This window comes from Rhodococcus sp. no. 34 (assembly GCF_054589475.1).
Window position 1 is genome coordinate 116,959 of record NZ_BAAILK010000049.1, and the last position, 24,094, is coordinate 141,052.

The window sequence follows — 24,094 nt, forward strand, 5'->3', positions numbered from 1 at the left end:
CTATGCATCCCGCCTGTTCACGACGACGATGCTGAGACCGAATACGACGAGCACGAAGAGGGCGAAGTAGATCAGGCTGCCCCAGGGTCCCCAGTGGAAATCGACGCTACCGCCGGAACCGAGAAAATTGTTGGCGTTCATGAACGGCAGGAACGGCATGATCTTCTCGCCGATACTTCCGAACAGGTTGAAAAGATTCTCGATCAGCAAGGGCCACAACAGCAGAAGCGCGATCGCACCTGCAGACTGCCGGAGCAACGCGCCCACTCCGACTGCTAGAACTACGCAGAAGAACGCGTAGATCGGTGTTCCGTAGACGACCCGCCAGTTCTCGTCGCCGGACAGAGTCAGGAATCTTCCGGCGTCACCTGATGTGGCCTTCGTGAGGCCGAAGGCGCCGAACGACAACACGAGACTCAGCACCGCTCCGAACCCACCGATGAGGCCCGCTTTGGCGATGAGCACCGAGGCGCGGTTCGGAACCGCCTGGAAGGTGGTGCGGATGGTCCCGAAACGATATTCGCTGGTGATCGCGAGAGCCGCCATGATCATCAGAACCAACACACCGAAGCCGGTCACTCCACTGAGTGCCCCCGAAACTGTCGGCATCATTGCACCGTTGGGGTTGCTGAGCGACGACTTGGCGCTCAGTCCGAAAACGGTAGCGAGTCCCAACCCGAGCACGATGATGATGATCGTGCACCACAGCGGCGACTTGGTCGTGGTGATCTTGATACGTTCAGCACTGAGAACAGCCATTACAGTGCACCTCCCATAGCCTGCTGCGTGTTTGCCTGCTGCGTGTTTGCCTGCTGTGTATTTGCGTGGTGTGCACCGACACCCGGATCGATACCGGATGCGTGGTACTGGACATCGTCTCCGGTCAACTTCATGAACGCATCCTCGAGCGACCCCTGCTGAGAAGCCAACTCGTACAACACGATTCCCTGCGAACCAGCCAACCCACCGATCACATCGGTGGTCGAATCCACCACCACCAATGCCGGGGCAACACCGGAACCGTCTTCACGCACCGTCAACCCCTGCGAGAGCAACACACTGCGCAACGCATCGAGCTGTGGGCTGCGCACGCGCACCGTCGACTCCGACGAACGATCCACGAACTCCGCCACCGTCGAATCCGAAATCAACCGACCCCGACCGATCACCACCAACTGCTCCGCCGTCAACGCCATCTCCGACAGAAGGTGACTCGACACCAACACCGTGCGGCCCTCCGCCGCCAACCGCTGCATGAACTTACGAATCCAGACAATGCCCTCCGGATCGAGACCGTTGACCGGCTCGTCGAACAACAACACCTTCGGATCCCCCAACAACGCACCCGCCAACCCGAGACGCTGCGACATACCGAGCGAGAACCCGCCGGCCTTCTTGCCCGCCACCTCGGACAATCCGACCAACCCGAGCACCTCGTCGACGCGGGACTTCGAGATCCCGTTCGAAGCAGCCATCCACTGCAGATGCGCCCGCGCACTGCGATTGGGGTGCACCCACTTCGCATCCAACAACGCACCCACCGTCCGCAACGGCGTCTTGAGCTCCCGGTACGGCTTGCCCTCGATCAACGCCGCACCCGACGTCGGCTGATCCAAACCCAGGATCATCCGCATCGTCGTCGACTTACCTGCACCGTTCGGGCCCAGAAAGCCCGTCACGATGCCCGGCTTGACCGTGAACGACAAATCGTCCACCGCTTTCGTCGGTCCGTAAACCTTGGTCAATCCCCTCAGCTCGATCATGAGGACCAGTCAACCACGAAAACCGAACTGTCGGAACTTTCAGACGCCAACGGAGAAAGGCGTTGCGTCCGTTCGCTGTCGAGGCTAGTATCGAATGTATGTTCGACACTACCGGGGGGTAAAAGTGACGACGCAAGTATCTGAACAGGCCATATCCAAACAGGCGATATCCGAAGAGACCATCGGACAATTCCGAGCATCACTCGTCAGCATGGATCGATCCATCGACAACGCAGCACGCGTGGATCTTCTGCGCGCTTTGGAAGAGTTGAAGGCCAGTTGCGCTGGTGCCCAGGCATTGCTGGCTGCCGATCTCGACGCGTTCACCCGCAACGACCGCAGCGAACGGGGAGTGCCGCGCGCATACCAAGGCCGTGGAATCAACGCGCAGATTGCCCTCGCACGGCGAGAGTCGGCTTGGTTCGGAACTCAGCATCTGAACCTGGCCCGCGCACTGAACGACGAGATGCCGCACACACTTCGACTACTCGTCGACGGCTCCATCAGTGAGCATCAGGCGACGATCCTCATGCGCGAGACTTCATGTCTCACCGCCCAGGATCGCGCTACGTTGGATCGCGAGTTCTGCTGCGACGCTGCAATCTTGGACGGATGCGGCAACCATCAACTGACAGAAAGACTCCGCGCACGCGCTGCCGAAATAGACTCCGACAGTGTTGCCAGACGAGCACGCAAAGCCGTGGGAGACAGACGAGTGACGTCACGGCCTGCGCCCGACACGATGTGCTGGCTCAATGTGTTTCTTCCCGCGGCCGAAGGTATCGCCGTGCACGCCACGCTCAGGCGCGACGCAGATTCCGTACTTGCCGGCGGGGACAAGCGCACCCGAGCGCAAATCATGGCTGATCTCCTGGTCGAGCGGGTTACCGGAATCGGCCGCGCCACACCGACACCCGTCACCGTGAATCTGGTTGTCTCCGACCAGTCATTGTTGGGCGAAAATTCCGACCCGGCGTACGTCCACGGGTACGGACCTGTACCAGCCGCTATTGCACGCGAATGGATCACCAAGGCCAGCGATGACTCCGAAACGGTGGCAACGGTCCGAAAGCTCTACGCACGCCCCGATACGGGCGCGCTGACCGCAATGGAATCCACGGCGAGAACCTTCCCGAAGGGGTTGGCGCGATTGATCGAACTCCGTGATCGAAGCTGCCGTACTCCGTGGTGCGACGCGCCGGTTCGCCACCGCGACCACATTCGCGATCACTCGAGGGGTGGCCTCACCAGCGCAGCCAACGGTGCCGGGTTGTGTGCGGCATGCAATTACGCGAAACAGGGCTCGGACTGGACTTCCGAACCTGTACCAGGTAACCGGCACACCTTCACCACAACGACACCTACCGGGCACCGGTATTCGTCTGAGGCTCCGCCACTTCCGGCACCCTGGACCAGTCCGGATGCGGCCTAAGTTCCTCGGTGAGCCAATGCGTTCACGAACACCTCGGAAATCTCCGAGGGGTCACGAGCGATGTACGTCGAACCGCCCGTCACGCGGGAGATATCGGCGAGCGCCGCCGCATCTGCGTCATCGGTGATGCCGATGGTGACGATGATGACCGGACGCGCCGGATCCTGCTCGCGTGCAAGAACATCGAGCAACTGTTCACGGCTGATGCTGTCAGGATCTTCGTTTGCGCCGTCGGTCAAGATGATGACGCTGTTGACTGCTCGCGGATCGTACGATTCCTGAACCTTACGGAATGCGGCCAGCGTCGTGTCGTACAAACCTGTGGCGCCACGTTTGAGTTCGGTGAGTCGGTTCGCCTGATCTGCCATCAACTTTCGTTGAGTCACACCGTCGACGATCGTGTCGTAGCGCCTGATCGGCACCAATTCCTGGAAGTCCTGGGTTCCGTTCATACCTTGGGAAAACGCCCAGAGACCGGCAGCGACGCTGTCTGGGAAGACCTGATTGCCGGCCAGAGCAGCAGCAGTGGTCAACTGCATGCGCGTCTTGCCGCCTGCCGCCGGGTAGTCCATCGACGCAGACACGTCGATCGCAACGAGTGTCCGGATCGGCTTGGCCATCAGAGCCCAAGCGCCCAGTGTCTGATCGGCCACCGACTGTTCGGACACGGTCAGTGCCGTGACGTCACCGACTCCACCTTCGACGGCTCCACCGCCGGAAGTACGGAACCCGCTGCGCGTCAGCACTTCCTGAGCAGATTCACTGTGCAACAGCTCGGCGATGGCGTCACTCTTCTTGGCTGCGGCGTAGTGCCGGTCCGGTGCCGAAGCACTGACCACCAGGGGGTAATCCATGATCATGGTTCCCGTCGCCGGTACTGTCGCGGAAATCTTCGACTCGGCCTTCGTGAACTCGACGACCTGTTGCTCGGTCGAAACACCGACCTTTCCGGAGCTGACCAATTCGGTGAGCATCTTCTGTCCCACCGGCTGCTCTTCGGTACGAACACTCTCCGCTTGCGCATGCGGTACGAGTGCCGCTCGAACGGATTCGGAGGTGGCCCCGGTCTCCGCGAGAGCTCCGAGAATGGGCGCCGACGCAACCCCTGTGAACAACGGATTGCCCAACGCCAGATCGGGAACCTGTAGCGCCGTGAGCCAACTGGCAAACTGTTCGCCACCGCCGGAGGCAAGTACGACAGGCGAGGTGGCGATCGAACCGCCGGCGGCAGCGACCGGCCCTTTGGCCGTCAATGCAGCTTTGCCCACCCACGCTGTCGAATCCGGTATCCACATGTCCGGCGCGTCCACGCCCTTACCCAGGGTTCCCGCAACGTCCCCGGGCAGCGCAGAGGTGACCGTGATCCGTGAACAGCCTGTCTGCTCCGGCGACGATTCTGCGAGGATCTCCGTGACTGCCGGCGCGATCGCAGGATCCGCTGCCAGCGAGTACTCGTCGACGCTCTCGCAGGAATCGGACTGTGTTGCCTTGAAGACCACCACCCCGGTGGCGACTACCGCGACGGCAACCAACCCACCCACTGCGTAGAACCCGATCGACCGCCCGCTGTCAGGACTCGAATGCCGTCCGCCCGCCATGAAATCTGCCCTTCCGAGGCCACTCGCACTCAGGCATACCGACGGTATGCGCGCGACTGGAACTGTCCCTACCGGGCGGTAGTGTAGCCAAGAACACAGAAATTCCAACTAGCGCTGAATCGTCGGAGAACCGGCGAGTCCACATTTCGGGACAGGCCGGCCGAATTCACGAACCTTCAAGCGTCGCAGCGACTTTTCAGCAAACTGACCTGCCTAGAGCAGCTCACGCTTCTGAACCTTGCCCATCGCGTTACGTGGCAGAGTCTCGGCAAATCGAACCTCACGGGGACGCTTGTGCGCCGACAACTCCGCCCCGACCAACTCGACCAATTCGGCTTCGGTGACCTCGGGAGTCCCGGGCTTACGGACTACGACGGCGATGATCCGTTGCCCCAGATCGGCGTCGGGGACACCGATCACCGCAACTTCGGACACCGAAGGGTGCCCGAGGATGGCGGTCTCGATCTCGCCGGCGCCGACTCTGAATCCACCGGATTTGATCAAGTCGATGGATTCGCGGCCGACGATTCGGTGGAACCCACCCTCGTCGATGACGGCGACGTCACCGGTCTTGAAGTAGCCGTCCTCCGTCCAGGACTCGGCGGTTGCGTCCGGACGGTTCAAGTAGCCGTCGAAAAGCATCGGCCCACGTACCTGTAGACCGCCGATACTCTCGCCGTCGTGCGGCACATCGTTGCCCTTCTCGTCACGAAGACGAGTCTCGACTCCGCGCAGCGGCACGCCGACCCACCCCGGGCGTCGCTCGCCGTCGAAACGCGTGCTCAGGGTCAGCATCGTCTCACTCATGCCGTAACGCTCGATGGGCGTCAATCCTGTTCGCTCCCGCAGCTTTTCGAAGACAGGCACGGGAAGCGGCGCACTACCGGAGACCAGAAGTCGGGCACCGGACAACGCGCGGGCAGCTTCTTCGTCTTCGGCGATACGCGACCAGACGGTGGGGACACCGAAGTAGAGGGAGCCTTTGGCCCGTGCGTAGTTTTCCGGCGTCGGCTTGACGGTGTGGATCACCCGGCTGCCGATCCGGAGGGGGCCGAGGATTCCGAGAATCAGTCCGTGCACGTGGAAGAGCGGCAGCCCGTGTACGAGGGTGTCTCGCCACGTCCAGTCCCAGGCCTCGGCGAGCGCGTCGAGCCCGGCTGCGATAGCCGAGCGACTGAGCAGAACGCCCTTCGGTGGGCCAGTGGTTCCGGACGTGTACAGGACGAATGCTGTGGACTGCGGTGCCGGTTCGGGATAGCTGTGCCACGAGCGAGCGTGCAATCGGACGGGAACCACGGGCAAACCTTCGCAGTGGTCGTCCGTTTCGCCGAGCCACGCCTGGGCACCGGAGTCACGCAGAATGTGCTCTCGCTCAGCCTTCCCCGAGTCCGGCGGGACCGGCACAACGGTGACGCCGGCAATCAACGCCCCGACGACGGCGAGAATCGTTTTTGCTGTGGGAGTTGCCAATACGGCAACCCGATCGGCCTGCGCCACTCGCTCCGCGACCGAGGTCGCGGCACCGAGAATGGCACTCCGCGAGAGAACCGTGTCACCGATCGTCACGGCGTCGTCGAGGTCTTCACCGCGGGCAACAGCAAGGGGGTTCAAGGATCTCAGCAGCACCACGACAGCATCTCACAGCGCGGATGGTCGCAAACTTTCTCCTGCCCGACGCGCGTCCATCGAGTGCGGAGGGAACAGCGTCACCAGCGCAGCCCCCAAGAGCGCCCCGGAAAGCACCGCGAATCCGTGTGCGTCGTCGACCGTCACCAATGTTGCGCCGCCGACGACAATCACGACCGTCAGAACAATCTCAGGCATTCGCGGGCGCACCAGAACGCCGATGCCCGCGGCCGCCGCTGCCAGAGCAAGCGTGGCACCGGAGTTGCCTGCGCCGGTCGACGGGAAGACTGCGGTGGTGAGCAAACCGAACAACAGTTGACCGAGCAGGAAGAGTGCCCAACCGCGTGCGGCGCCCCAGAGCCGAAAAGCAGGCGGCGCCACCACTGCCAACGTGAGAAGGTTGGCAACCGTCCCGGCAAGGCCGCCGTCCTGGACGAACACCGACGTCAGAATCCGCCACCACTGACCGTCGCGGATCAACGTGGGATCACGGCGAAACATGTCCAACAGTCCCGGCATCAGCGCCTGCAAAATTGACGGCACTGCCACCACGAGCCAAAGCACAACGGCCGAAAGAGGTAGGTCTCCGAATATTCGACGATCCTTCAGCCACGCGAGCATCAGCGCGATCGAGGCAACAACGACGGCGACAATCAGTACCGCGTCCAAGCCGCCGGTCCCTGAGGTGGTCACAGCGCGACCTTACATCGGACCGATACCGACATCAGGGAACCTGACACCTGGGAAAGCACACGATTCAGGCGGAGAGGCGCTTTGCTGCCGCGGCGATTCGTTCGTCTGTTGCAGTGAGCGCGATCCGCACGTGCTTGCTCCCGCTCGGTCCGTAGAACTCACCGGGGGCAACGAGGATCCCACGATCGGCGAACCAACTGACCGTCGCTCGACATTCCTCGCCGCGCGTCGCCCAGAGGTACAGACCTGCCTCGGAATTGTCGACGGTGAATCCGGCGCCTCGAACAGCTTCGATCAACACACTACGACGCTCGCGGTACCGCTCGCGCTGGATGTTCTCGTGTTGGTCGTCGCCCAAGGCTGCGGTCATCGCCGCCTGGATCGGTAGCGGCAGGATCATGCCCGCATGCTTGCGCACCTCGAGCAGTTCCGACACCAGAGCCGGATCACCGGTGACGAACCCGGCGCGATAGCTCGCGAGATTGGACGTCTTCGAAAGTGAGTGGACCGCAAGCAAACCGGTCAGATCACCGTCGTTGACACGAGGATCGAGAATGGAGAGCGCATCGGCTTCCCACGTCAATCCGAGGTAGCACTCGTCGGAGACGACGATGGCGCCGCGCTCGCGCGCCCAGGCCACGACCTTCTGCAAGTGCTCGAGGCCGAGCACCTTGCCGGTGGGATTCGAGGGCGAGTTCACGAAGATCATCGCCGCCGACTCGGGACCGAGCTTGTTCAAGCCGTCGGCGCGCAGGACACGAGCACCTGCCAGTTTCGCTGCGACCTCGTACGTCGGGTACGCCAACTCCGGAATGACCACCAGATCGCCGGCTCCGAGACCGAGCAATTTCGGCAGCCACGCGATCATTTCCTTGGTACCGATGGCCGGCAGCACCGCTGCCGGATCGACGTCGGGAATGTTGTAGCGGCGATCCAGTGACTCCGCCACGGCCTCGCGAAGCGCGAGCGTGCCATGAGTCGTCGGGTATCCGGGCACCTCGGCAACAGAGGCCAGAGCCTCCTGAATCACCGGGTCCACCGGATCCACCGGCGTCCCCACGGACAGGTTCACGATGCCGTCGGGATGAGAGTGCGCCTTCGCCGTGACATCGGCGAGCGAATCCCACGGAAAATCAGGAAGCCCAGCGGCCACCGGAGTACGAGACAAGATCTCTATTCCTCACCCATGGGAGGCAGCGCCTTGATGAACGGCGTGTCGTAGTCGACCTTGCCGAGCTTTGCCGCTCCACCCGGTGAGCCGAGATCGTCGAAGAAATCGACGTTGGTGCTGATGTACGCGTTCCACTGGTCCGGGACGTCGTCTTCGTAGAAGATGGCTTCGACGGGACAGACAGGCTCACACGCGCCGCAGTCGACACACTCGTCGGGGTGGATGTAAAGCATGCGTCCACCCTCGTAGATGCAGTCGACAGGGCATTCTTCGATGCACGCCTTGTCCATCACATCTACACACGGTTCAGCAATCGTGTAGGTCACTGCCGATCTCCCTGCCTTCCTGTCGTGCATCGCCGCCGCAACACGCAGTTGCAAGGGGCCGAAAATCCGATACGACTCTCACGTACCGCGGGAACAGCCTATTATCCCCCTGCCGACCGACTCTGAGCAGGCGGGGGTAACACATTTCAGCCTACTGCGGTGATGTTCCTCGACCGAATCGCGATCCACTTCTCCCCCAGAGCGGCCGCGCGTACCAGTGCGCCCCGCTCACCGAGGTAATCCGCCACGACGCCGACCACCGGAATCTTGCCGATGATCTCGTACGGTTTTGTCCGAGACGGCCGCTTGTGCAACTCGTCCGTGATGGCACGAAAAGTCTTGGACGTGCGCCACAACGTTCCGATGAGCGCGAACGGGCGCCAGGTCTCGTCGGCGCCGCCGGCTGATTTCTCGGCGAAGTCCTCTCCGGTGAGAAGCTCTCGAGACTTCGTCTCACGCCGGCACAGCACCGACGCCAGGAGGTCCACCTGCTGATCCCGTTCGGTCACTCCGTGTTCACGGGCAACCGCAACGAGCACAACGGCCTGATTCGCGAAGGCCAGCAGGTCCTGGATCGGCAACCGATTGAGGAGGACGCCGAAGATGCCGGGGAACGCCACGGCAACGGTGTTGAGTGCACCCAACCGGGTCGTCCACCACTTCGAGCGCTGCTCGTCGGTCATCACCGACCACGCCGCCGTCCCGGGGAACTTGACGACGTCGAGGACCCAAGCGGCCGCGTCCAACACCATCGCAGCAGCGTTTCGCTCGGGATCGGTCGGCTCGAACGTCCGACGCTTGATACCGAGCGGATCGCTGTAGGCGAGGTCGAGAACCGGGTTGATCCCCCACACCGCTCGATCGAGAACCTCGACGACCTTGCGGTCCCCCAGTACGTCAGCCATCAGGCAATCGCTCCTTCGCGTCGTGCATGTGTGGTGGTTCGTTCGCGTGCCGGGCGTCCGATTCCCTCGGCGATGGCGCGCAGTTCTGCGACGGTCTTCTCGGAACCGTGTTCCGAGCCGGCCATCCGCGAGATCGTCTCTTCCATCAGCGTTCCGCCGAGGTCGTTGGCGCCGCCGTTGAGCATCATCTGCGTTCCGGTGATGCCAAGTTTGACCCAGCTGGTCTGGATATTGGGTATGCGGCCGTGCAGCATGATGCGTGCCAACGCGTGCGCAGCGCGGTTGTCCCGATTGGTCGGCCCTGGCCGTGAAGCGCCCGCCAGGTACAGGGGCGCGCTCTGGTGAACGAACGGCAGCAGCACGAACTCCGTGAATCCGCCTGTACGGTCCTGGATTCCGCGAAGAACGTTCAGGTGCCCGACCCAATGGTGCGGCTGATCGACATGCCCGTACATCATCGTCGAACTCGACCGCAGCCCCACCTCGTGCGCCGTGGTGACCACTTCGATCCATTCCGCCGTCGGCAGTTTGCCCTTGGTGAGGATCCAGCGCACCTCGTCGTCGAGGATCTCCGCTGCCGTACCGGGAATGGTGTCCAGGCCCGCCTCACGAAGGGCCGTCAGCCAATCCCTGATGCTCTCACCACTGCGCGATGCACCGTTCACGATCTCCATCGGAGAGAACGCGTGGACGTGCATCGACGGCACGCGCTTCTTGACGGCCCGGACCAGGTCGGCGTAACCGGTGACGGGAAGTTCCGGATCGATACCGCCCTGCATGCACACCTCGGTTGCGCCGGCGACGTGCGCTTCCCACGCACGGTCGGCGACCTGCTCTGCCGACAGCGTGAACGCGTCGGCGTCACCCTTGCGCTGCGCGAACGCACAGAATCGGCAGCCCGTGTAGCAGATGTTGGTGAAGTTGATGTTCCGGTTCACCACGTAGGTGACGTCCTCGCCGACGGCATCCTTGCGCAGCGCATCCGCCAGTGCCACAACGGCTTCCAGGCCCGGGCCCTCCGCCGTGGCAAGGGCCAGGTACTCGTCGTCGGAACATCCGGCCGGGTCGCGTTCGGCACTGCGGAGCGCAGCCAGCAGATCGGTGTCGACGCGAATCGGAGCACTGAGCTCGAGGACCTGTTCGCGCACGGTCTCCCAGTCGCCGAACGCACTGCCCAGGTCACTGCGGGTCTCGGTGTTGCGCCCGTCCGTGTCGATCTCGGTATTGAGATCGACACGTCCGCTCGATTCCCACGACTCGTCCGGTTCCTGCCACGGCCGGCCCACCGGCTTGGTGTCGGGCAGGGCGAGGCCGGTCTTGGGATCCGCCAGCGCCTGCACGTGGCCTGCGATGCGCGGATCGATCCACGGAGCCCCCGCCAAGACATACGCCGGCTGAGCTGCGGTGCGTTCGGTCAGCGTGAAGCCGCCCTCGGCGCTGATCTCGGCCAAGGTCTCGAGGTTCGGCCACGGACGCTCGGGGTTGACGTGATCGGGGGTCAACGGTGATACCCCGCCCCAGTCGTCCACGCCTGCGCCGAGCAGCGCGAGGCACTCGCTGTTCGAGACGAGATTCGGCGGACTCTGAATCCGCATCGTCGGCCCGAGCAACAGGCGTGCGACGGCGATGGCCGCGAGAAACTCGTCGAGTCCCGCATCAGGCGTATTGCGCATCGCGGTATCAGGCTTGGCCAGGAAGTTCTGAATGATCACTTCCTGGATGTGGCCGAACGCCTTCTGCGACTTGCGTATCGCCATGATCGACTCGGCACGCTCGAGGAAGTTCTCCCCGATGCCCACAAGAATTCCCGTGGTGAACGGGATGTTCAGTCGGCCTGCGTCGGTCAGGGTGCGCAGCCGAACCGCCGGGTCCTTGTCCGGGCTGCCGTAGTGGCATTCACCCTTGTCGGTGAACAGGCGGGTTGCGGTCGTCTCGAGCATCATGCCCATCGACGGCGCAACGGGCTTGAGCCGCGAGAGTTCCTGCCAGCTCATCACACCGGGATTCAGGTGTGGGAGCAGGCCTGTCTCCTCGAGTACCCGGATCGACATCGCCCGCACGTAGTCGAGGGTGGAGTCGTAGCCGCGTTCGTCCAGCCATTGCTTGGCTTCCGGCCAGCGAGCCTCGGGGCGATCCCCCAGCGTGAACAACGCTTCCTTGCAGCCCAATTCGGCGCCTGCCCGGGCAATGTCCAAAACCTCGTCCGGTTCCAGGAACATGCCGTGCCCAGCGGCACGCAGCTTCCCGGGCACCGTGACGAATGTGCAGTAGTGGCACTTGTCCTGGCACAGACGGGTCAGCGGAATGAAAACTTTCCGCGAATACGTCACGGTGTTCGGCCGACCCGCTGCCAGCAGACCGGCATCGCGAACCTTGGCCGCCGACGAACACAGATCGGTCAGATCGGTTCCCCGTGCCTGCAGCAGCGTTGCCGCCTCGTCGACGTTCAGGGTCGCTCCGTCGCGTGCACGACGGAGAACTCGCCGCATCGCCGACGCTGACGGGCCGGGCGACGGACTGGACGAGGCGGACGCGGAAATACCTGGCATCGGAAGCATGGTGGGTTTGCCGGAGTCATCACCAGTTCGGTTCACCTAGCGATCATGCGCCATGTGGGACGACTAGTGCCACCCGGTGCCAGAAGTAGGCGGCCTCACCGCCCCGACACCGCCTCGATCACGACGGCCGGTAGTCGTCGTCGACCGCAACCTCGACTCGTTGATCCACCACGTCAGCCACTGGCGCGTCGAGCGGAATGTCGGTCAGATCGGGTTCTTCAGGGGCGTTCGGATCTACGGGTGTCGATTGTTCGAGCGCATCTGATTCCGGAGCCTCCGGGTCGAATGTCGCATCTTGTTCGGTCATCACGTGCTCCCTTCGCGGTCGCCACACTCCACGATAGGGCCGATGTCGACAGATCGCCCCTCACTCGACCAAAGTAGTGCCCATGACTGCGCCGCAACCGCTGACCATGGCCGACCCCTTATGGCGACCCAGCACCAAAGCCCCGAGGCTGTGGGCAATCACTGCCTCACTGTTCTGGGTACCCGTCATCGTCGCCGAAATCGTCTGTGCCGTCTTGATACCCGGAATCCCGTCCTGGGTGGTCGGCACCGTATTCGCAGTCACCGTGCTCTTCGCTGCCACCTACATTCTGATGGTCCCGGCGTGGCGGTATCGCGTCCACCGATGGGAGATCAGTGACACCGCGGTGTACACCCGCACCGGCTGGTTCACCCAGGAGCGACGCATCGCACCGATCTCGCGCGTGCAGACCGTGGACACCGAGCGCGGACCGATCGACCGCATGTTGGGTCTGGCAACCGTCACGGTCACGACAGCGTCGTCGGCCGGGGCCGTGAAGATCTCCGCACTCGACCAGGAAGTCGCCGACCGCACGGTGGCTCAACTGACGGAGATCGCGGGTACCAACGTGGGAGACGCGACGTGAACGAGAAACAGTTGGGCGACCCGACCGCGATCGAGATCCCGGTAGAGGCGGAAACGGCAGCTGCCGAGGCCGCGGAAGAGGAACAGCCCTGGCTCCGCCTCGACCGACGCATGCTTCTGGTCCACCCCGTCAACGAAGTCATCAAACTGCTCCCGGTCCTACTCGTCTCCGTAGTTCTCGGCAGCCAATCCGGAAACCACTGGTGGGGACTCGGCGTCGTCACTCTGCTCGTCATCTTCGGTTTGTTGCGGTATTTCACCACCACGTACCGAATCGGACCCGTCCACGTTCAACTGCGCACCGGGGTCTTCCAGAAAAAGCTGCTCTCCGTCCCGCGTAGCCGCATCCGATCCGTCGACGTCGAGGCCGGGGTCATGCACCGGTTGCTCGGACTGTCGATCGTGCGCATCGGTACCGGCCAGCGCGCCGGGAGCGGCCACGATTCGAACAAGTTCGAGCTCAACGCCCTGTCGACCGCCCTGGTTCCGGACCTACGCGCCGCACTGTTGGCCGGCGCCCAGCAAGCACGGCGACTGGAAACCCCGGGCACGCCGGTCGAAAGCATCACCGAACCGGTCGACACCGAAATCGGTCACTGGGAACCGAGTTGGGTTCGCTACGCCCCCTTTTCGTTCACCGGAATCGCCATCATCGCAGCCATCATCGGCATCTCGTTCCAATACGGCATCGGCACTGCCGTCGCGAAATCCTCGGCAGTGAGCGACAGCTTCGACTCACTCGAGAGCCTCGGCATCGCACTGATGGTCGTCATCGCACTCGTCGTGCTGCTGGTGCTGTCGAGTGCACTCGCCTGCGTCCAGTACCTGATCGCGTTCGGCAACATGAAACTCACCGACAACGGCCGCATCCTGCATGTCAGTCACGGCCTGTTGAAGACTCGGCAAACCACACTCGACCGCGCCCGCCTCCGTGGCACGACGCTCAAGGAACCGCTCCTGCTGCGATTGGCCCGCGGCGCGCGGCTCGACGCCATCATGACCGGGGTCAGCGCCGAGAAGAAGGAATCTTCGCTACTGCTCCCGCAGGGACCGCGCAGGGAAGCCGAGCGAGTGATGGCCACCGTGATCGGTGACTCACGCCAGGCGTCCGCCCCGCTGATCCCGCACGGCCCGGCCGCGCGGCGTCGCCGGTACACCCGAGCACTGTTCCTCGCCGCGGTGGCGTTCCTGGTCTGTGTGGCGTGCGCGGCTTCTGGACTCGATGTACCGATCTACGCGTGGTTCGGGGTCGCCGTACTCGCCATCGGTGGCACCGCCCTCGCCTACGACCGATACAAGGGCCTCGGCCACGCAGTACTACCCGGATGGTTGATCACCCGAAACGGCTCGCTCGATCGCCAGCGTCACAGTCTCGAATCCGAAGGTGTCATCGGATGGACGGTGCGCGAGACGTTCTTCCAACGACGCGCGGGAGTGGCAACCGTCGTCGCCGCGACGCCCGCCGGCACCGGAAGCTACGAGGTGATCGATCTCCCCGCCGAGAACGCGTGGGAATTGATCGAAGCCGTCACTCCGGGCGGTGGCGACGTGTGGGCAGGTCGTCGATGATGAGCCTCGCCAGCGAACCGAGACGCGATCGCTCCGGCTGAATGGTCGGAACACCGAGGAGTTCCAGCGGGGCGGCCGTCACCGGTCCGACGCAGTAGGTCGGTACCGGTCCGCGCATCGCTGCGACGAACCGCTCCAGCTCGCCCATTTCTTTCGCCGTGCTGAGCATCGAGGAGACCGCGGGGGCACTGGTGAAGGTCAGCGCGTCGATCGCACCGGAACGAACTGCAGCGACCAACGCGCGGACCGGCGACTGATCCGGCGGCCGGATCCACCGATAGACCGATACCGGAGTGACAACCGCGCCGATGTCGGCGAGGGAGGCGCTCAGGTCCGTCAACGGCTCCCATTCGGTGATGGTGCCGTGCAACTGGACTGCGATGCGCAAGCCTGCCACTCCCTCGCTTCCGAGATGTGCCAGAACTTCCTCGGACGACTCACCCGAAGGCGACCATTCCTCGCGCAGTCCGGCGCCTCGGATGGCGCCCGTCGCCTTGGGGCCGCGGGCGATGATGCGCGTGTGGGCGAGCGCCCCGAGGAACTCCTCGGTCAAACCCCACGAGGCGACGGCCTCGAGCCAACCCCTGAAGCCGATCCCGGTACTGATCACGACCAATTCCGGAGGATCGGCAATCAAAGCGGACGTCTGAGTCCTCAGGTCTCGATCGTCCACCAAGGGCAGCACATGGATCACCGGTGTCCGCACGATCTCCGCGCCTCGACGTTCGAGGAGCGTCGCAAATTCTTCGACACGCCGTTCTGCGGTCAAGGCGATAGTCGCACCCGCCAAATCATGTTCAGCCACAGGCTGAGTGTCCCTTATGCACGGGTCAGTTTCCTACGCGCGCGCCGAGAACTATTGCGAGCTGAGGGTGGCGAGTCTGTTGATCGCCACTTTGAAGAGGAAAACGGCGGCCGGAGCGATCGCACCGACCAGCAGCAGGAAGGTCAGAGGGGACGAAAGCACGAGTACGTCGCCGCCGGGGCCGCCCACCATGCACACCAAGAACCCGACGATCCAACCGGCGAGCGGCAATGCGGCCCTACCCGGCGTCGTAACCGTGCGGGCGGCGATCACCAATACGAGGTTCGCGGTCGCGGCTACGAGAATGCTGATGGGAAATGCCGTCGTACCGAGATGAGTCGGCAAGAACAGGACGGACAACACCGCGCACAAGAATCCGTCGAAAATCAGGACGCCGAGGATGACAGGGTCGAGCCACGACAGCGACGTTCCTGTCGAGGCGTCCGTGTTGTTCTCGACGGTCGTCATGGTTTTGATAGTGGTCTATCGGTCGTCATCGCGCGAGCGCGGGGTCCCTCCCGACAAGCACCCCGGCTCGCGCCCGAAAAGCACGAAGCTGATCAGGGAACCGGCGGGAACCCGAGCAGAGTCAGCAAATGACTCTGCTGATCTGCGAATGCGTAGAGCGACCCGTAATACAAGTCGTGGTAATAACCAGCCATCGGACGCAACGAATCGACGAAGGCGACGATCTGGTTTTGCAGGTCCCAGTTGTACATTTCTTCAGCCCCCAGGCTTTGCTGTTACCGAAAGGACCACCCATCCGGTGACACGCATCACACACCACTACGGCGTCGATCGCAATGCCTGTGAGCCGACGCCCAGGTCAGCTGTGCAGCCCGCCGAACAGATCGCGCTCGCGGCCGTCCTCACCCACCGGACCGAGCGCGCCGGCGGCCAATACGAAATGCTCGACCGTCAGGATCGGTTGGACCACGTTGTTCGACAATGCGAACTCGGCTCGGCTCGGGGCTACCGTCACCTGAGTGGCGTGGGCGCTCAATGCCCTCGCCTTCGCATCGATGACGCCTCGAACGTCGATTGCCGTCGTCACGTCTGTGTCCTCGACGCTCGGCAATTCCCCGGGCTCGGGCAGACGCCAGTTCTCCGGGAACTCGGAAATCGCCGCGATGCCGCGTTCGAGTCCGCTGCGCTCGGTCACGGTCCAGTAGAACTTCGGAGTCGACCACGGCTCGCCGGTCTCGGGATACGCGGTCGTTCCTGCAGCTTCGACGGCCGCTGTCGTGATCGCGTGCGCCTGGATGTGGTCCGGGTGCCCGTAGCCGCCGTTGGGGTCGTACGTGATCACGACGTGCGGCCGAATCTCACGAATGACTGCGACCACCGCGCCGACTGCTTCGTCGAGTCGAGCATTGACAAAAGCACGGGGATTGGCGGCCGAAGGTGTGCCGATCATTCCGGAGTCGCGATACCGACCGGCATCGGCGAGGAAGCGAGGAGCGGCACTGCCCAAAGCCGACAAAGCAGCGCTCAGTTCCGCGATCCGGTAGCCACCGAGTTGATCGGCCTCGGAAGCCACGAGCCCGGCCCACGCATCACCGATCACTTCACCTTCCTCCCCCAACGTGCAGGTGAGGACTGTGACCTCGACGCCTTCGGACGCGTATCGCGCGATGGTGCCACCGGTGGTGATCGTTTCGTCGTCCGGATGTGCGTGCACCAACAGAAGTCGCTTCGCCGACGCGGTCACTTTTCCACCCTCACCCAGTCCGTAGCGTTTCCGAATATCCCCACCTGCACCGGCCCGTCGAGGACCACGCCCTCGACTCCGGTCCCGACCGCGACCAGCGCTCGGCTCTGCACGATCGGCAAAACCGCCGCAAGATCCCACAGCTTGGGTTCCGCATCGGCGATCAACGACCCCAGATCCCCGATGCCACTGAGCGCTTCGTCGATCCGACCTTGCAACGCCGGATCACACAGCCCGGACAGGTTGCTCGGAGCCTCGACGCTTGTCGTTCGGATGGGCTCCGGTGTCTGCGACGGCGTCGGTGCGGGCAGTGCCGAACTTGTTGCCGGAGTGGAAGGTGCGCTCGGGCAACTGAACCGCGAGGCCAGCGAAGTGGCCGTGTCGGCGCCTGCCCGGCTCCAACCGACGATCATGTCGACGCGTCCTGTCGTCAGGTCCTCGCCGTAGAGTTCCTCCGGCGCCACCGATTCGACGGTCGCCAGGATTCCCACGTCACGCAATTCGTCGGCAGCGGTGTTTGCCACGGCGATCGCGATGTCGTCGTTTTCGGGAGCGCCGATCAGCAGTGTCAACTGGGCGCCGTCACGGACGATCGATCCGACCGTTCCAGTGCCCGTGACGATTCCGGTGGGCGGTGCCGTCAGGTAGCCGGCTGCAGTCAGCTCGCCCAGTGCTTGCTCCCTGGTCGGTTTCGGCGGCGCGGTGGGCGCATATCCCGGATCCGACGGAGCGAGGATCTGAGCTTTCACCGGGGCCGACGCCGATTCACTCCCTGCCGCCACCACGGCGAGCAGGTCCGGATCGAGCAGTCCCAGAACACCTTTACGCACCCGAACATCCGCGAAGTTCTTGCTTCGCCCGTTCACGTTGATGTCGAGAGTGCGCGGAACGTAGGAGAACGCCGTCCTGACACCCGGGATTGCAGACAGCTGAATATCCGTGGCACTACCCGAATGAACCTGCGCCACTTGGGCATCGTCGGTACGCAACGCATCCGCCAACTGCGCAGCCGTTCCTCCGCGTCGCAGAACTATCTGATCCGGGTCTGAAGGCTTGCCCCAGAATCGGTCGTTGCGTTCGAGCACGATTTCGTCCCGGCCGCGGTCGACCGAGCGCACGTGAAAGTGGGCTCCCGACACCGGAATCCCCTCACTCAGGCCGGTGCTGAAACCGCCGGGAGTGTCCTTGATCAGGTGGGACGGAAGAATATCGGTGAACAACTCTCGCCATGCCGGATACGGCGCACGCATCACGACGTTGACCGTCTTGCCGCCGCCGGACGAGTTCACGTCGTCGATCATCTGATAGCCCGCGGGATTGACCACACCGGGAACCGAGATCATCTGCTGCCACAGGTAGCGAAAGTCTTCTGCCGCAATGGGAGCGCCGTCCGACCATTGGGCTTCGTTGCGCAGTTGGTAGCGAATCGTGAACGGGGCCTCCGACGTCACTTCAGCGGAAACGAGGAAAGAATCGTCGATCGCCCACTCCGTCGCGCCAGGTTGTATGGGCGAATTGATCGGGCGAAACGCACTGGGCAGTACGAGGTTGCCGACTGCGGAGTTGACCGGCGACTGATCCGCGAGCAGGTGCGGGTTGAATCCGCCTCCCACCTCGTCGATTGCCACAGTGACCTGCTTCATCGCCGGAACGACCGGAGTCGGTGTGGGCTTGACGGTTTCGGTGCTCTCGACCGGAGGCGGCGGATCGGCTGTACATGCAGTCAGTGACAACGCCGTCACTGCCACTGCCAACGCCAGGTAGCGACGTCCTGAGGCCACAGACAATTCCTTCCGTACGGGGCCGCGTCGCCCCTTTGCACTCGATTCCCTGGCAGATCTTTCGCCTGGAAACCATGAAGGCGAATGTACCTTTCCGCCGAAAACTCGGCTGAAAGGCACATCCGCCTGTCAGGTTGTAACCGACGAAAGACTACAGAGCAGCCTTGTCGCGTGCCTTACTACGTGAACGCTCGCGAGCGCGCTCGGTTGCGTTGAGGTGCACCTTGCGGACGCGAACGTCCTCCGGGGTGACCTCGACGCACTCGTCGCTGGAGCAGAACTCCATCGCTGCTTCGAGTTCGAGCTTGATCGGCTTTGCGAGGGTCTCCATCACGTCTGCGGACGACTGACGCATGTTGGTCAGCTTCTTCTCGCGGGTGACGTTGATGTCGAGGTCTTCCTGACGCGGGTTGATACCGACGACGTGTCCCTCGTAGGTGTCTGCGCCGGGCTCGACGAAGAAGGTTCCGCGGTCGGCCAACTGGATCATGGCGAACGGCGTCACCGTGCCGGAGCGGTCCGAGACGAGCGAGCCGGTGTGGCGCGCGCGGATCTCGCCGGCCCACGGGCCGTATCCGTCGAACACGGCGTTGGCGATACCGGTTCCGCGGGTTTCCGTGAGGAAGTCCGTGCGGAAGCCGATGAGGCCACGCGAAGGAACGATGAACTCCATGCGAACCCAGCCTGCGCCGTGGTTCGACATCTGGACCATCTTGCCCTTGCGGTTGGCCAGGAGCTGCGTGATGGCGCCGAGGTACTCCTCGGGGCTGTCGATGGTCAGCTCTTCGAAAGGCTCGTGAACCTTGCCGTCGACGAGCTGCGTGACAACCTGCGGCTTACCGACGGTGAGTTCGAAGCCCTCACGACGCATCTGTTCGACGAGGATGGCGAGCGCGAGCTCTCCACGACCCTGGACCTCCCACGCATCGGGGCGACCGATGTCGAGGACCTTGAGCGAGACGTTACCGACGAGCTCCTGGTCCAGGCGGGACTTGACCATGCGTGCAGTCAGCTTGTGACCCTTGACGCGACCGACGAGCGGTGACGTGTTGGTGCCGATCGTGACCGAGATTGCCGGCTGGTCGACGGTGATGCGGGGCAGTGCGACCGGGTTCTCCAGATCGGCGAGGGTGTCGCCGATCATGATGTCCGGGAATCCTGCGACGGCGCAGATGTCACCGGCGACGGCGACCTCACCGGGAACGCGCTCGACACCGATGGTCGTGAGGAGTTCGGTGATCTTGGTCTTCGTGACGACGGGCTCGCCGTCGACCTCGCGGCACCAGGACACGGTCTGGCCCTTGCGCAGCTCGCCGTTGTGGATGCGAACGAGTGCGAGGCGACCGAGGAATGCGGATGCGTCGAGGTTGGTGACGTGAGCCTGCAGCGGTGCGTCGACCGAGCCCTTCGGCGCGGGGACGTACTCCATCAGCACCTGGAAGAGTGCGGTGAGGTCCTCGGCGTCGGGAGCCTTGCCGTTCTCGGGCTGCACGGTCGATGCCTTGCCTTCGCGACCGGACGCGTAGAGGACGGGAAGTTCGAGTGCGAGCTCAGCGGCTTCGGCGGCCTCGTCGGACAGGTCCGATGCGAGGTCGAGGAGCAGGTCCTGAGCCTCGGTGACAACCTCTTCGATACGGGCGTCGGGGCGGTCCGTCTTGTTGACGACCAGGATGACGGGCAGCGAAGCGGCGAGTGCCTTGCGCAGCACGAAACGCGTCTGCGGCAGGGGTCCCTCGGAAGCATCGACGAGCAGGACGACGCCGTCGACCATGGACAGGCCGCGCTCGACCTCGCCACCGAAGTCGGCGTGGCCGGGGGTGTCGATGACGTTGATGACGGTGATGGAACCGTCTTCGTTGACCTTATGTACTGCGGTGTTCTTCGCGAGAATGGTGATGCCCTTCTCGCGTTCGAGGTCGCCGGAGTCCATAACGCGATCGACCAGCTCGGCGCGCTCCTCGAACGCGCCGGACTGACGAAGCATGGCGTCGACGAGGGTGGTCTTGCCGTGGTCGACGTGTGCGACGATGGCAACGTTACGGAAGCTGGTGATGGTCACGCGATGGCTCTCCTGGCTGAGTTGATTCGGCCACGCGAAAGTCAAGTCGCACGGCTCTTCTGGTGGCCGCTGCACGAGTGTGTGATCCGAATCAGGGCACGAATCGCCTGAGAAGGCACCGCGGCCTAGTAAATACTACTCGCTCCGGGCTGATACTCCTGCATTGTGCGGCCTCTATCACCGCCCCCACCAGCGAATAGTGATCTGCACCACGCCGATGCGCGTAGGATTACGACCTGGAGAAACAGGTCATTTAAGGGTACGCTAACCTCGTTCCAAGAGCGGGCTCTCCGCCGTAGTGAAACAGGAAAGCCGCAGCGTCACATGGGAAAAGTCAAGGCAAGCAAGGTCTCGCAGCTCAAGCCGAAGAAGAAGTGCTGCCGCAAGAAGACGCGGTGCATCAAGTGTCCCGTCGTCATCATGCGGATGAAGAAGCTCGAGAACGAGGGCGCATCCAAGAAGGAACTGAAAGCGGGTCTCAAGAAGGCTCGTGCGGCGTAAGCGCGCTCAATTCCGCGAGTAACTCGGGGATCCAGGCTCGATCGTTGTCCACCAGATCCATCGACAACAGTTCTTCGGCGTCGACCCATGTCAATTGAGCATGGTCGAGCGCGACCGGTTCTCCCGACACCAACTCCGCCCGGTAGGCCCGCAGGACCAACCCCGGCGACAGTGGCACGTCGACACCGATTCTGGCGCCGCATCTCACCTCGACCGCCAGTTCCTCGAGCAGCTCCCGCGCCAACGCGTTCTGTGGCGATTCGAATTCTTCGACCTTCCCGCCCGGCAGCTCCCAACGACCGGCCAAAGCCGGCGGACTCGTCCGCTGCGCGAGGAGCAGCCTTCCCTCGCGGAAGATCGCACCGGCGACAACTTCCCGATCCCTTGCAGGTGCATCACTCATCGCACCATGATGGAGTATGGCCACTTTGTTGTCCGACTCCGCGATCCAAAACGCTCTCGACGAACTGCCCGCCTGGCAACTGTCGCCAGGGTCGATCACTCGCACGGTCGACTCCGCGACATTCCCGGACGCCATCGCGCTTCTTCAACGCATCGCGGCAGTCGCCGAGGCCGCGGATCATCATCCCGACATCGACGTTCGCTGGCGAAAGGTCACGTACACGCTTTCGACACACTCGGCGGGCGGTCTCACGGAACTGGACTTCGACCTTGCCCGTCGAATTGACGTACTCGTCGACGATTCGGTCCGTTTCGACTGATCTTCGAGTGAACAAACCTCGCAATCTGACGTAACAGTTGCATCAACTTTCACATAGATCACTTCAGTCACAGGTATGGTCGCCGTAAATCACGATCGAGGCCGGTCATGCCATAGACTCCCCCCGGTGCGTAGCTGCTCAGCAACTGAACAGCTGTACAACCCGGGGGCTCTGTACATAGAGTGACCCCTCGAGCCGTCAAACGCGGAGCTCGCCTAGGCGCCCGCGCGGTATGACTAAGGATGGGGAAACAGTGCTTCGAACCCGAGGTATGCGAAAGGCGTTCACCGCCGTCGCTATTGCCGCAGTAGCAGGACTGGCATTGCCGGCACAGGCAATGGCCGATCCGGCAGCACCGCCCGCACCCGAAAGTGTGCCGATCGAGTTCCTCGCATCGTTTGCGCCCGCCATCATCGGCGCCGCCGCAGGTCCGGCCGATGTTGCAGGCGGACCGCAGCAAGCGTTGCTCGACCAGGCTCGCGCGATCCTGAACTCCCCCGGCATTCCGCCCGAGATCAAGGCCACCCTCGAGAAGGTCATCACCTTCCTCGACGGCAGCGGCGGCGGCGGACCGGCGATCCCGGACGAGAACGCCCCCGTCATCGCGCAGTTCCTCTACCCGACGCTTGGCAAGGGCTGCATCTCGGCCACCGCCGATTCGGTCGGAACCGCACTTGCCGTTCCCGGCCCGGCTCACCTGCCTCCTCCCGGTCCCGCTGCCGGTCAGGCCGGATTCGTCTTCACCGCTCTCGGTACGGCTCCCGCCGTCGACGACCAGCCGGTGCCGATGACCGTCACCTGGGTCAACATCGACAACCAGCGCAGCGCCACCCAGAACTTGACCAACGCCGCACGCATCAACCCGGACGGCCCAGCCACTCTGTCGGCTATCGCCGATACCGGCCCCGGACGCGTTCTCTCGGTGATCAGCGGTTCGCTGACCACCCAGCCGGAAGGCGCAGATCGCATCACCTGCAGCTTCCTTCCGACCGTGGGCATGTTCGCGGTAGCTTGATCGAAGTCTTGTGAAAGGGACCCACCGAATTTCGGTGGGTCCCTTTTGCATCTCCGATCACCGTGATAGACCCGATAGATGGGACATCTACGAGTGGACATCACGCACGGTCGTCCAGAGAAGAAATCCGGCCCAGACCAGTCGATACGGTCACACAAGTCGACGCGATCGATACTGTCCATCCGATCCGAGGGGTCCATTCTCTCGATCGGATCGGCGTACTCGATCCTGTCGATCGGTAGCGTCGGCTCTTTTCTTTCGATCGGAAGCATCGGGTCTACGGCGTCAGTCCTGAGTTCGGGCTCGTTCGCCAGTCTCGGGTCCGCGCTGTCCGGTCTCTCACGTTGGTCACTGCTCTCCTGGCGTGGAAATCATGCAGCCCCCGAAGAACACCCGAAACTTGTTGTCATTGCGCCGGAATCGGATTCGAGCGATCCGGACCGCTCACTACGATCCGTCTCGCACTCTCAGACCTGATTCGGTCGCGGCCATTCGCGGCCTTCCAGCGCTTCGACCGAGGTATTGAATTGCCGCAGTAGGTCACCGAGCGCGAGACGCTGCTCCGGCGTCCACTCGCGGAGGACCTTTTCGACACCGGCTGTCGAATGTTCGCGATCAGCACGAAGTTTCGACAGCCCCTGCGCCGTCGGCCGGACCTTTCGCGCGAGCCCTCCGTCCGGATCCTCCACTCGCTCCACCAAGCCCTGACGCCTCAGCGCGCCGATCTGCCGGTTGATGGTGGAGATGTCGAGCGAGAAAGCGCAGGAGAGCTCCTTGAGGCTCATGGGATGTTGCAATTCCAGTCGACCGAGCAGTAGATACGCCGACCGGTCCAGATGAAGTTCGGCCCGTTGTGCGAGCGCGTGGTAACGCGAGAGCAGAGTCAACTCGTACTCGATATTCACCAGATCAGGGTCCCGGTCCATCCTCATATTGTGCAGACTACACACGATGTGTAGCGTGCACA

25 protein-coding genes are annotated in these 24,094 nt (G+C 63.2%); 7 read left to right on the forward strand and 18 right to left on the reverse strand.

Features of this window, described 5'->3' with window-relative positions:
• Together ACYP01_RS29295 and ACYP01_RS29300 are read right to left on the reverse strand one after the other, a co-directional pair.
• Nucleotides 1-759 (reverse strand): ABC transporter permease, encoded by a 759-nt coding sequence (locus tag ACYP01_RS29295; protein WP_459683539.1) that lies wholly within the window; start codon nt 757-759, stop codon nt 1-3.
• A complete protein-coding gene (locus tag ACYP01_RS29300) occupies nt 759-1,763 on the reverse strand; it encodes an ABC transporter ATP-binding protein (protein WP_459683541.1) in 1,005 nt (334 codons plus the stop codon). Before ACYP01_RS29300 ends, ACYP01_RS29295 begins: the two co-directional genes overlap by 1 nt.
• Nucleotides 1,764-1,974: 211 nt before the next feature.
• Between ACYP01_RS29300 and ACYP01_RS29305 the strand changes: the two genes are divergently transcribed.
• Nucleotides 1,975-3,195, forward strand: coding sequence for an HNH endonuclease (locus ACYP01_RS29305; protein WP_459683543.1), 1,221 nt, complete (start codon nt 1,975-1,977; stop codon nt 3,193-3,195).
• On the opposite strand, the gene ACYP01_RS29310 is transcribed toward ACYP01_RS29305, so the two are convergent.
• From ACYP01_RS29310 to ACYP01_RS29345, 8 genes are all read right to left on the reverse strand, one after another.
• Entirely contained in the window at nt 3,192-4,793 is a 1,602-nt protein-coding gene (locus ACYP01_RS29310; RefSeq protein ID WP_204855544.1) for a substrate-binding and VWA domain-containing protein, read from the reverse strand. The genes ACYP01_RS29305 and ACYP01_RS29310 overlap by 4 nt on opposite strands.
• Before the next feature lie 213 nt (nt 4,794-5,006).
• Nucleotides 5,007-6,419 (reverse strand): acyl-CoA synthetase, encoded by a 1,413-nt coding sequence (locus ACYP01_RS29315; RefSeq protein ID WP_037131995.1) that lies wholly within the window; start codon nt 6,417-6,419, stop codon nt 5,007-5,009.
• A gap of 12 nt (nt 6,420-6,431) precedes the next feature.
• On the reverse strand, nt 6,432-7,112 hold the full coding sequence (locus tag ACYP01_RS29320) for a rhomboid family intramembrane serine protease (RefSeq protein WP_218747578.1): 681 nt from the start codon (nt 7,110-7,112) through the stop codon (nt 6,432-6,434).
• 64 nt (nt 7,113-7,176) lie between these two features.
• A complete protein-coding gene (gene dapC, locus ACYP01_RS29325) occupies nt 7,177-8,280 on the reverse strand; it encodes a succinyldiaminopimelate transaminase (protein ID WP_039972669.1) in 1,104 nt (367 codons plus the stop codon).
• A 5-nt stretch (nt 8,281-8,285) separates the two neighbouring features.
• A complete protein-coding gene (fdxA, locus tag ACYP01_RS29330; protein ID WP_003945248.1) occupies nt 8,286-8,609 on the reverse strand; it encodes a ferredoxin in 324 nt (107 codons plus the stop codon).
• A gap of 146 nt (nt 8,610-8,755) precedes the next feature.
• The gene (locus ACYP01_RS29335) at nt 8,756-9,514 is read right to left on the reverse strand and encodes a hypothetical protein (RefSeq protein WP_003945247.1); all 759 of its coding nucleotides are present in this window, start codon (nt 9,512-9,514) and stop codon (nt 8,756-8,758) included.
• The gene (locus ACYP01_RS29340; protein WP_003945208.1) at nt 9,514-12,072 is read right to left on the reverse strand and encodes a bifunctional FO biosynthesis protein CofGH; all 2,559 of its coding nucleotides are present in this window, start codon (nt 12,070-12,072) and stop codon (nt 9,514-9,516) included. Before ACYP01_RS29340 ends, ACYP01_RS29335 begins: the two co-directional genes overlap by 1 nt.
• Nucleotides 12,073-12,190: 118 nt before the next feature.
• Entirely contained in the window at nt 12,191-12,379 is a 189-nt protein-coding gene (locus ACYP01_RS29345) for a hypothetical protein (protein WP_003945217.1), read from the reverse strand.
• 82 nt (nt 12,380-12,461) lie between these two features.
• On the opposite strand from ACYP01_RS29345, the gene ACYP01_RS29350 reads away from it, so the two are divergent.
• Both ACYP01_RS29350 and ACYP01_RS29355 read left to right on the forward strand, forming a co-directional pair.
• Nucleotides 12,462-12,965 carry a PH domain-containing protein gene (locus ACYP01_RS29350; protein ID WP_007726268.1) on the forward strand — a complete coding sequence of 168 codons (504 nt, stop codon included), beginning with the start codon at nt 12,462-12,464 and terminating at the stop codon, nt 12,963-12,965.
• On the forward strand, nt 12,962-14,533 hold the full coding sequence (locus tag ACYP01_RS29355; protein WP_459683549.1) for a PH domain-containing protein: 1,572 nt from the start codon (nt 12,962-12,964) through the stop codon (nt 14,531-14,533). The genes ACYP01_RS29350 and ACYP01_RS29355 overlap by 4 nt, the downstream gene beginning before the upstream one ends.
• Here the strand turns inward: ACYP01_RS29355 and ACYP01_RS29360 are convergent.
• From ACYP01_RS29360 to typA, 6 genes are all read right to left on the reverse strand, one after another.
• Nucleotides 14,493-15,338: a uroporphyrinogen-III synthase gene (locus tag ACYP01_RS29360; RefSeq protein ID WP_007726271.1), complete on the reverse strand. Its 846-nt coding sequence runs from the start codon at nt 15,336-15,338 to the stop codon at nt 14,493-14,495. The genes ACYP01_RS29355 and ACYP01_RS29360 overlap by 41 nt on opposite strands.
• Nucleotides 15,339-15,389: 51 nt before the next feature.
• A complete protein-coding gene (locus ACYP01_RS29365; protein WP_030536224.1) occupies nt 15,390-15,806 on the reverse strand; it encodes a hypothetical protein in 417 nt (138 codons plus the stop codon).
• 92 nt (nt 15,807-15,898) lie between these two features.
• Complete coding sequence (locus ACYP01_RS29370) at nt 15,899-16,057, reverse strand: hypothetical protein (protein WP_003945210.1); 159 nt, start codon at nt 16,055-16,057, stop codon at nt 15,899-15,901.
• 107 nt (nt 16,058-16,164) lie between these two features.
• Entirely contained in the window at nt 16,165-17,049 is an 885-nt protein-coding gene (gene mshB / locus ACYP01_RS29375; protein ID WP_030536225.1) for an N-acetyl-1-D-myo-inositol-2-amino-2-deoxy-alpha-D-glucopyranoside deacetylase, read from the reverse strand.
• Complete coding sequence (locus tag ACYP01_RS29380) at nt 17,046-18,830, reverse strand: ABC transporter family substrate-binding protein (RefSeq protein ID WP_459683553.1); 1,785 nt, start codon at nt 18,828-18,830, stop codon at nt 17,046-17,048. Before ACYP01_RS29380 ends, mshB begins: the two co-directional genes overlap by 4 nt.
• 151 nt (nt 18,831-18,981) lie before the next feature.
• Complete coding sequence (gene typA / locus ACYP01_RS29385; RefSeq protein ID WP_007726276.1) at nt 18,982-20,889, reverse strand: translational GTPase TypA; 1,908 nt, start codon at nt 20,887-20,889, stop codon at nt 18,982-18,984.
• 324 nt (nt 20,890-21,213) lie between these two features.
• Here typA and ACYP01_RS29390 point away from each other — a divergent pair, with 324 nt between their 5' ends.
• Nucleotides 21,214-21,390, forward strand: coding sequence for a hypothetical protein (locus ACYP01_RS29390; RefSeq protein ID WP_003945207.1), 177 nt, complete (start codon nt 21,214-21,216; stop codon nt 21,388-21,390).
• On the opposite strand, the gene ACYP01_RS29395 is transcribed toward ACYP01_RS29390, so the two are convergent.
• Complete coding sequence (locus ACYP01_RS29395; RefSeq protein ID WP_007726279.1) at nt 21,368-21,793, reverse strand: (deoxy)nucleoside triphosphate pyrophosphohydrolase; 426 nt, start codon at nt 21,791-21,793, stop codon at nt 21,368-21,370. The genes ACYP01_RS29390 and ACYP01_RS29395 overlap by 23 nt on opposite strands.
• 16 nt (nt 21,794-21,809) lie before the next feature.
• Here ACYP01_RS29395 and ACYP01_RS29400 point away from each other — a divergent pair, with 16 nt between their 5' ends.
• From ACYP01_RS29400 to ACYP01_RS29410, 3 genes are all read left to right on the forward strand, one after another.
• On the forward strand, nt 21,810-22,112 hold the full coding sequence (locus tag ACYP01_RS29400; RefSeq protein WP_003945236.1) for a 4a-hydroxytetrahydrobiopterin dehydratase: 303 nt from the start codon (nt 21,810-21,812) through the stop codon (nt 22,110-22,112).
• Between the two features lie 271 nt (nt 22,113-22,383).
• Nucleotides 22,384-23,127, forward strand: a complete 744-nt coding sequence (locus ACYP01_RS29405; protein WP_003945233.1) for an Rv1157c family protein — start codon at nt 22,384-22,386, stop codon at nt 23,125-23,127.
• A gap of 78 nt (nt 23,128-23,205) precedes the next feature.
• On the forward strand, nt 23,206-23,604 hold the full coding sequence (locus ACYP01_RS29410; RefSeq protein WP_042448789.1) for a hypothetical protein: 399 nt from the start codon (nt 23,206-23,208) through the stop codon (nt 23,602-23,604).
• Here ACYP01_RS29410 and ACYP01_RS29415 read toward each other — a convergent pair.
• Entirely contained in the window at nt 23,595-24,053 is a 459-nt protein-coding gene (locus ACYP01_RS29415; RefSeq protein WP_003945257.1) for a MarR family winged helix-turn-helix transcriptional regulator, read from the reverse strand. The genes ACYP01_RS29410 and ACYP01_RS29415 overlap by 10 nt on opposite strands.
• Nucleotides 24,054-24,094 lie beyond the last annotated feature (41 nt).

Excerpts from the sequence above, each read along its gene's own strand:
- ACYP01_RS29295 (WP_459683539.1), bottom strand. The coding sequence starts at position 759 with ATGGCTGTTCTCAGTGCTGAACGTATCAAGATCACCACGACCAAGTCG.
- ACYP01_RS29300 (WP_459683541.1), bottom strand. The coding sequence starts at position 1,763 with ATGATCGAGCTGAGGGGATTGACCAAGGTTTACGGACCGACGAAAGCG.
- ACYP01_RS29305 (WP_459683543.1), top strand. The coding sequence starts at position 1,975 with ATGGATCGATCCATCGACAACGCAGCACGCGTGGATCTTCTGCGCGCT.
- ACYP01_RS29310 (WP_204855544.1), bottom strand. The coding sequence starts at position 4,793 with ATGGCGGGCGGACGGCATTCGAGTCCTGACAGCGGGCGGTCGATCGGG.
- ACYP01_RS29335 (WP_003945247.1), bottom strand. The coding sequence starts at position 9,514 with ATGGCTGACGTACTGGGGGACCGCAAGGTCGTCGAGGTTCTCGATCGA.
- ACYP01_RS29340 (WP_003945208.1), bottom strand. The coding sequence starts at position 12,072 with ATGCTTCCGATGCCAGGTATTTCCGCGTCCGCCTCGTCCAGTCCGTCG.
- ACYP01_RS29345 (WP_003945217.1), bottom strand. The coding sequence starts at position 12,379 with ATGACCGAACAAGATGCGACATTCGACCCGGAGGCTCCGGAATCAGAT.
- ACYP01_RS29350 (WP_007726268.1), top strand. The coding sequence starts at position 12,462 with ATGACTGCGCCGCAACCGCTGACCATGGCCGACCCCTTATGGCGACCC.
- ACYP01_RS29365 (WP_030536224.1), bottom strand. The coding sequence starts at position 15,806 with ATGACGACCGTCGAGAACAACACGGACGCCTCGACAGGAACGTCGCTG.
- ACYP01_RS29370 (WP_003945210.1), bottom strand. The coding sequence starts at position 16,057 with ATGTACAACTGGGACCTGCAAAACCAGATCGTCGCCTTCGTCGATTCG.
- ACYP01_RS29390 (WP_003945207.1), top strand. The coding sequence starts at position 21,214 with ATGGGAAAAGTCAAGGCAAGCAAGGTCTCGCAGCTCAAGCCGAAGAAG.
- ACYP01_RS29395 (WP_007726279.1), bottom strand. The coding sequence starts at position 21,793 with ATGAGTGATGCACCTGCAAGGGATCGGGAAGTTGTCGCCGGTGCGATC.
- ACYP01_RS29400 (WP_003945236.1), top strand. The coding sequence starts at position 21,810 with ATGGCCACTTTGTTGTCCGACTCCGCGATCCAAAACGCTCTCGACGAA.
- ACYP01_RS29405 (WP_003945233.1), top strand. The coding sequence starts at position 22,384 with ATGCGAAAGGCGTTCACCGCCGTCGCTATTGCCGCAGTAGCAGGACTG.
- ACYP01_RS29410 (WP_042448789.1), top strand. The coding sequence starts at position 23,206 with ATGGGACATCTACGAGTGGACATCACGCACGGTCGTCCAGAGAAGAAA.
- ACYP01_RS29415 (WP_003945257.1), bottom strand. The coding sequence starts at position 24,053 with ATGGACCGGGACCCTGATCTGGTGAATATCGAGTACGAGTTGACTCTG.